Genomic DNA, 6,750 nt, shown 5'->3' on the forward strand with positions numbered 1-6,750 from the left:
TCACGTCTCCAGCACCGGCTCCTTGGCCATCGCCAGCGCCAGCGCGCGGTGGCGCTTCTCCACTGCTTCGCCGTAGAGCGGCTCGTCGCCGTCGGCGAGGCTGAGCACCAGCGCATTGCCGTCCAGCCGCAGCCGCGAGCGCCGCAGCGGGCGCGCGACGCCGCCGCTCAGCCGCTGGCCCAGCCGCATCGCCAGCCCCCAGCGCTTGGCCTCTGCCAGCGCCTCGGCCGACGCCAGCCGTTCTAGCGGCGCCGGACTGTCGGTCGCGCCGCCGAGCGAGGTATACAGCGCCTGCGCGACGATCGCCCGCCCCGCCGCGTCGATGCCCACCCAATTGCCGTGCAGCCCGATCTCCATGCCGCGTTCGGCGCGGAATTCCGGATTGGCACGCCAGCCAACATCCGCGAGCAGGCAGGCGGCGTGCCGCAGCCGCGCCCATTCCGGACCATCGCGAAACAGCGGCGCCAACCAAGCATCGAGCAGGTCGCCATGCTCGGGGAATCGACCGGAGCGCTGGCCTTCCTCGCGCGCGGCCACGATCAGCGGGTCCTGCAACCGCTCCTCCGCCGACAGCCGCTGGAACAACAGCCCCTCGCGCAGGCCATAGGCCGATACGATCGTGCCGCTGCTGCCCAGCTGCCGGGTCACCGCCACCAGCAGCGCCGCGGCATCCGCCAGCGAGGGGATACGCGCGCTCGACAGATCGGGCACGGTCTTGAGATCGGCCTTGGTCGCCCCCTCGACGCGTCGACCGAGTTCCTCCACCCGATCGATCGCCAGCGGGTAATGATGGACGATCGGCAGCGGATAGTCGGTGAGGTGCATGTCGAGCTTGGCGAGCGAGCGCCAGGAGCCGCCGACCATGTAGAAGGGCAGGTTCTTCCCCCGCCCCTTCCAACCCGCGGCATCGATCAGCCGCGTGACTTCACGCTCCAGCACGCCCTTGCCCCGCGCGCGAATCGCGCCGAGACGCAGCACCCCGAGCGGGAACGACACCCGGTCCGTCACGGTGCCGGCAACCACGCGCACCAGTTCCAGACTGCCGCCGCCGAGATCGCCGACCACGCCGTCGGCCTCTGGAATGCCCGACAGCACACCGAAGCCGGCGGCCGTCGCCTCCTCCACGCCCGAGAGCAATTCGACCTCGAGCCCGAAGCCTTCCGCCATCGCCATCAGCTCGCCGCCGTTCGAGGCATCGCGCACGGCCGCAGTGGCCACCGTGCGCAACTCGCTCACCTGCATCTCGCGGGCGAGCAATGCGAAGCGGCCGAGCGCCGCCCGCGCGCTGGCGAGCCCACCGGCATGGATCGCGCCGGCCTCGGCCAGCCCCTTGCCGAGGCCGGCCATCACTTTCTCGTTGAACAGGATCGCCGGCAGCCGCGCCGGGCCTTCATAGACGACGAGGCGGATCGAGTTGGAACCGATATCGATGATCGCGGTGCGCGGCCGGGCGTCCCTGGTAACCGCGCCCGGCGAACGAAACAGAACCGTGGCCACCCGATCAGGCACCCTTTGCCGCCAGCCGCTGCTTGCGCGGCGAGAGCTTCGGCACCGGCTTGCGCGTGCCCATCGCGGCGCCGCGACCGGAAAGCGAGGGATTGGTCATGAAATAGCGGTGCAGATTGAATTCCCCGTCTTCGCCGGGCACGACCCGATCATAATGGCCATCGGGCGCGAGCAGCCAGCTCTGTTCGTTGTCGAGCAGGTTGGCGACCATCACCTGGTCGAGCACCTGATCGTGGACGGTCTTGTTGAGCAGCGGCAACATGAACTCGACGCGACGATCGAAGTTGCGCTGCATCCAGTCGGCCGACGAGATGTAGAGCTTGGCGCCGTCGTTCGGCAGCACCTTACCGTTGCCGAACGCCCAGATCCGGCTGTGCTCGAGGAATCGGCCGACGATCGACTTGACGCGGATGTTCTCGCTCATCCCGGCAACGCCCGGGCGCAGGCAGCAGATGCCGCGAATGATCAGCTCGATCTGCACGCCGGCAGCGCTTGCCTGGTAGAGCTTCTCGATGATCGCCGGATCGACCAGCGAGTTCATCTTGGCCCAGATCGTGCCGGGGCGTCCGGCGCGGGCATGGGCGATCTCCTCCTCGATCAGGTCGGTCAGCCGATGGCGCAGGTCGCGGGGGCTGATGCCGAGGAGTTCGAGGTGCTGCGGTTCGACATAGCCGGTGACGTAGTTGAAGATCTGCGCCGCATCGCGCCCGATCCGCGGATCGGCGGTGAAGAAGCTGAGATCGGTATAGATGCGCGCGGTGATCGGGTGGTAGTTGCCCGTGCCGAAATGGCAGTAGGTGCGATAGCGGTCGCCCTCGCGGCGCACGACCATCGAGACCTTGGCATGGGTCTTCCAGTCGATGAAGCCATAGACCACCTGCACGCCGGCGCGCTCCAGCGCGGTCGCCCAGTAGAGGTTCTGCTCCTCGTCGAACCGGGCCTTGAGCTCGACCACCGCGGTCACCGACTTGCCGGCCTCGGCGGCGGCGATCAGCGCGTTGATCACCGCGGGCTGCTTGCCGGCGCGATAGAGCGTCTGCTTGATCGCCACCACATCCGGGTCGGCTGCCGCTTGCTGCAGGAAGCTGAGCACCACGTCGAACGTCTCGTACGGGTGGTGGACGATGATGTCCTTGGCGCGGATCGCCGCGAAGCAATCGCCGCCATATTCACGGATCCGCTCCGGGAAGCGCGCCGAGAAGGGCGTGAACTTCAGGTCCGGCCGATCCTCGTCGACCAGCATCGACAGGTCGCCGACGCCGAGGAAACCGCCGGTTTCGGTGAGCAGCGCATCGCTGCCGCCCAGCTCTTCCTTGAGCACCGCCTCGAGGTCGGGGGCGATGCCCTCCTCCATCTCCAGGCGGATCACCCGGCCGCGGCGGCGCCGCTTGATCGCCGAGCGGAAGGTGAGGACCAGATCCTCGGCCTCTTCCTCGATCTCGATGTCGCTGTCGCGCAGCACGCGGAACGTGGCGGCAGCGAGCCGCTCATAGCCGGGGAACAGCAGCCCCCAGAAATGCTTGATCAGCGTCTCGATCGCGACATAGCGCGCCGGGCTGCCCGGCAGGCGGACGAAGCGCTTGAGCGTCGTCGGCAGCATCACCAGTTCCTGCACCGGCTCGCGATCCGAGGTGCGCAGCAGATTGAAGATCACGCTCGATCCCTGGTTGGGGATGAACGGGAACGGGTGCGCCGGATCGAGCGCCTGCGGGGTGAGGATCGGGAAGATCTGCTCGCGGAAATGATTCGCGAGCCAGTCCTCGGTCTCGCCCTCGATCGCATCGGCTTCGAGCACGAAGATATTGGCGAGCGCGAGTTCCGCGCGGATGTCGACCCACACCGCCTGCTGCTCGTCGGCGAGCGTCGCCGCCTCGGCGGAGATCGCCTCCAGCTGCTGGGCGGGGGTGAGGCCGTCGGCCGAGCGCGTGTCGATGTTCTGGAGCTGCTGGCCCATCAGGCCCGCCACGCGGACCATGAAGAACTCGTCGAAATTGCTGCCCGAGATCGACAGGAAGCGCAGCCGCTCCAGCAAGGGATGGGCGGGGTTGCACGCCTCCTCCATCACACGGCGATTGAAGGCCAGCCAGGAGAGCTCGCGGTTGAAGTAGCGCGCTTCGTTGGGATTGGCGGGGGCGATGGTCTGGGGGGCGGCGGATTCGGTCATTCGCTCTCGCTATCGTCGGAATGCGTCAAAAGGCTTGCAGCGTGGAGTGTAGACTTCACCAGGGGGATCGACAAACGGCCGTCGGTCTCCATTTCCAGCACATCGGCAACGCGCAGGACGGCGACATGGCTGCGCTCGATCCGCTTGGCGATCCAGGCGATCACGGCGGGCGTCGCGTGCAGCAGATGCCGGGTGAAGACGCGTTCCAGCAGCAGCGGGATCAGCGCGTCGTCGGGCGGGCCGATCTCGAGCAGCGGCGAGGCCGCGAGGCGCGAGCGCAAGTCCGGCAGCTGGACCTCCCAGACCGGCGGCGCGGCATCCGCGACGATCAGCAACGGCCGATGTTCGCCCTGCGCGCGGTTCCAGGCGTGAAAGATCGCCGCCTCGTCGGCACGCTCGGCATCGTCGATGATCGCGGCCCCCGTCTTCGCCGCGAAGATCCGCGCGAGCAGGCTGCGGCCGGACTTTCGCGGGCCGACCAGCAACCCGGCCCTCACCGGCCAGGTGGCCCAATGTTCGAGCTGGTGGACGGCGCGGGCGTTCGAGTCGCTGACCAGGAAGTCCGTCTCGCTCGCCTCCGGCAGGCCCAGCGGCAGGCGCAGCTGGCTCATTGCGCCTTGGGGGTCGGCGATGCTTGTGGTGCGCCGCCGCGACGGATGCGGAGCACGCCGGGACCTTCCTGCACGCTCCAACCGCGCGATTCGAGCGCGGCGCGCAGTGCGGCCTGCGATCCGTCGAACGACACGCGGATCACCGAGATGCCGCCGAGCGCGAGGCTCGTCGTCGTGGCGCTGCGCACGCCCGGCACGCCGCGCACGGCAGATTCCGAGGCGGTGACCGCGGCAGCGTTCGGCGTGTCGACCTGCACCGATAGCGATGTCGTCGCGGCACTGCTCGCCTCTGCGCTCGGCGTCGCGAGCGGCGTGGCGGTCTCTTCGGGCTCTACCGGGGCAGCCTGCGCGACCGGCGGCCTTGCCGCAAGCACCGCGTCGGTGTGCAGGCGGCCGTCGGTCAGCGCGGCCTGATAGGCCTTGTCGATACGGCCGACCGCGGTGTCGAACAGCGCGTCGATCGCGTCGCCATTGTCGATCCGCAGCGCGAAGCTGGTGATCGGCGTCTTGTCCGGGCCATGCGTCGCCGAGAAGATGCCGACGATGGGGCCGCCCGGATAGTCGCGGCGCAGCTGCACCTCGGCGACGAGCATGTCGACCGCGCCGTACTGGTCGAGAATTGTCCGCCACCAGTTGCGGCCATGGCGCAGCGTCTGGCCGGTGTTGACCAGCAGCCGGTCGGCACCCGTGCCGCGCAGGCGGACATAGTCGATCGTGCTGCCTGCGGCGCGGAGCCGGTTCCAGGCGCGCGCCCAGGCGGTGTCGCGCTCGAACACCTGCCCGACGCCGCCCGAATATTGCAGCGGCACCAGCAGCATCGGCGGCGAATGGGTCACCGCGATCGACACGCCCAGGATCGAACCCGCCTTGGCGCGATCGAACTGCACGCCGAGGCTGGCGATATAGCGGTTCGGCCCGATCTGCTCGCGCTCGACCACGATGCCCGTGACGATCGAATCGAGCGCCGAGTCGGAGAGCGACCCCGGCTTGCCGGTCAGCTGCTGCGACAGCATCGACCAGCCCTTGCGCTGCGCGATCCGCCAGCCGCCTTCCCGCGCGATGTCGGCGGTCTTGCCGGAGACGTCGACCTTCACCCCGCTCACTTCGAAGCTGCCGATCGTGCTCGCAGGCGCGGCGGGCGCCCCGCCCTGCCCGCGCGCCGCCATGATGCCCGCCCCGGCGAGCGCGAGCGCGGCAACGGCGCCAATTACGGTTTTGGGACGGCGGAACTGCATGCGGGCGCCCTTTTGGCGAACCGGGCGTGGAAATCCAAGCGCGTTATGGCTAGGGCCATCGCCCATGAGCGAGACCAAGGCGGGCGACGGCCCTTACACCTATGCCCAGGCGGGCGTTTCGATTGCGGCAGGCAACGCGCTGGTGCGCGCGATCGGCCCGCTTGCGCGTTCCACCCGGCGCGCCGGCGCGGACGCCGATCTGGGCGGCTTCGGCGGCATCTTCGACCTGAAGGCGGCGGGCTTCACCGATCCGCTGCTGGTCGCGGCCAACGACGGCGTCGGCACCAAGCTGAAGCTGGCGATCGAGCACAACCATCATGACGGCGTCGGCATCGACCTCGTCGCGATGTGCGCCAACGATCTGATCGTCCAGGGTGCCGAGCCGCTGTTTTTCCTCGACTATTATGCGAGCGGCAAGCTCGACAACGCGGTCGCCGAGCGGGTGATCGCATCGATCGCCGAAGGCTGCCGCCAGGCCGGCTGCGCGCTGATCGGCGGCGAGACCGCCGAGATGCCGGGCATGTACGCGGACGGCGACTATGACCTGGCCGGCTTCTGCGTCGGCGCGGTCGAGCGCGACCGGCTGCTCGACGGCAAGAAGATCGCGCCCGGCGACGTGCTGCTCGGCCTCGCCTCGAACGGCGTGCACTCGAACGGCTTCTCGCTGGTGCGGCGACTCGCGGCGGACAAGGGCTGGAAGCTCGATCGCCCGGCGCTGTTCGACCAGGACCGGCTGCTGATCGACGCGCTGATGGCGCCGACTCGGATCTATGTCGCCAGCCTGCTGCCCGAGTTGCGCAAGGGCAATATCCACGGCCTCGCGCACATCACCGGGGGCGGTCTGCTGGAAAATGTCCCGCGCGTGCTGCCCGAGGGCACCCATGCCCGCATCGACGCCGACGCCTGGCCGCTGCCGCGGCTGATGGCGTTCCTGCAAGCGCAGGGCAATATCGAGCCCGAAGAGATGGCGCGGACCTTCAACTGCGGCATCGGCATGGTCGCGGTGGTCGCCGCCGATCAGGCCGAGGCCGTGTCGGCAGCGCTGACCGCGGCGGGCGAGACGGTGTACCCCATCGGCACGATCGAAGCCGGCGAGCGCGGCTGCACCGTGGTCGGCGGCGACGAAACCTGGAGCGCGCGTGCGCCGTGGAGCGCCACGCACCATGGCTGATTGCCGAGCGCTATCAACCTGCGCTCCCCTCCCGCTTGCGGGAGGGGTCGGGGGAGGGGCTGA

5 protein-coding genes are annotated in these 6,750 nt (G+C 69.1%); 1 reads left to right on the forward strand and 4 read right to left on the reverse strand.

Annotation, left to right across the window (positions count from 1 at the left end):
• From SAZ01S_RS15325 to SAZ01S_RS15340, 4 genes are read right to left on the reverse strand one after another with little or no spacing between them, the layout of a single operon-like run.
• Entirely contained in the window at window positions 1–1,497 is a 1,497-nt protein-coding gene (locus SAZ01S_RS15325; protein ID WP_084583149.1) for a Ppx/GppA phosphatase family protein, read from the reverse strand.
• 4 nt (window positions 1,498–1,501) lie between these two features.
• Complete coding sequence (locus SAZ01S_RS15330) at window positions 1,502–3,670, reverse strand: RNA degradosome polyphosphate kinase (protein ID WP_084583150.1); 2,169 nt, start codon at window positions 3,668–3,670, stop codon at window positions 1,502–1,504.
• Complete coding sequence (locus tag SAZ01S_RS15335; RefSeq protein ID WP_084583151.1) at window positions 3,667–4,281, reverse strand: P-loop NTPase family protein; 615 nt, start codon at window positions 4,279–4,281, stop codon at window positions 3,667–3,669. Before SAZ01S_RS15335 ends, SAZ01S_RS15330 begins: the two co-directional genes overlap by 4 nt.
• A complete protein-coding gene (locus tag SAZ01S_RS15340; RefSeq protein WP_084583152.1) occupies window positions 4,278–5,516 on the reverse strand; it encodes a hypothetical protein in 1,239 nt (412 codons plus the stop codon). Before SAZ01S_RS15340 ends, SAZ01S_RS15335 begins: the two co-directional genes overlap by 4 nt.
• A 64-nt stretch (window positions 5,517–5,580) precedes the next feature.
• On the opposite strand from SAZ01S_RS15340, the gene purM reads away from it, so the two are divergent.
• Window positions 5,581–6,687, forward strand: a complete 1,107-nt coding sequence (gene purM / locus SAZ01S_RS15345) for a phosphoribosylformylglycinamidine cyclo-ligase (RefSeq protein ID WP_084583153.1) — start codon at window positions 5,581–5,583, stop codon at window positions 6,685–6,687.
• The last annotated feature ends 63 nt before the right edge of the window (window positions 6,688–6,750 follow it).

The sequence above is a fragment of the Sphingomonas azotifigens NBRC 15497 genome (assembly GCF_002091475.1).
In the GTDB taxonomy this organism is placed as follows: Bacteria; Pseudomonadota; Alphaproteobacteria; order Sphingomonadales; family Sphingomonadaceae; genus Sphingomonas; species Sphingomonas azotifigens.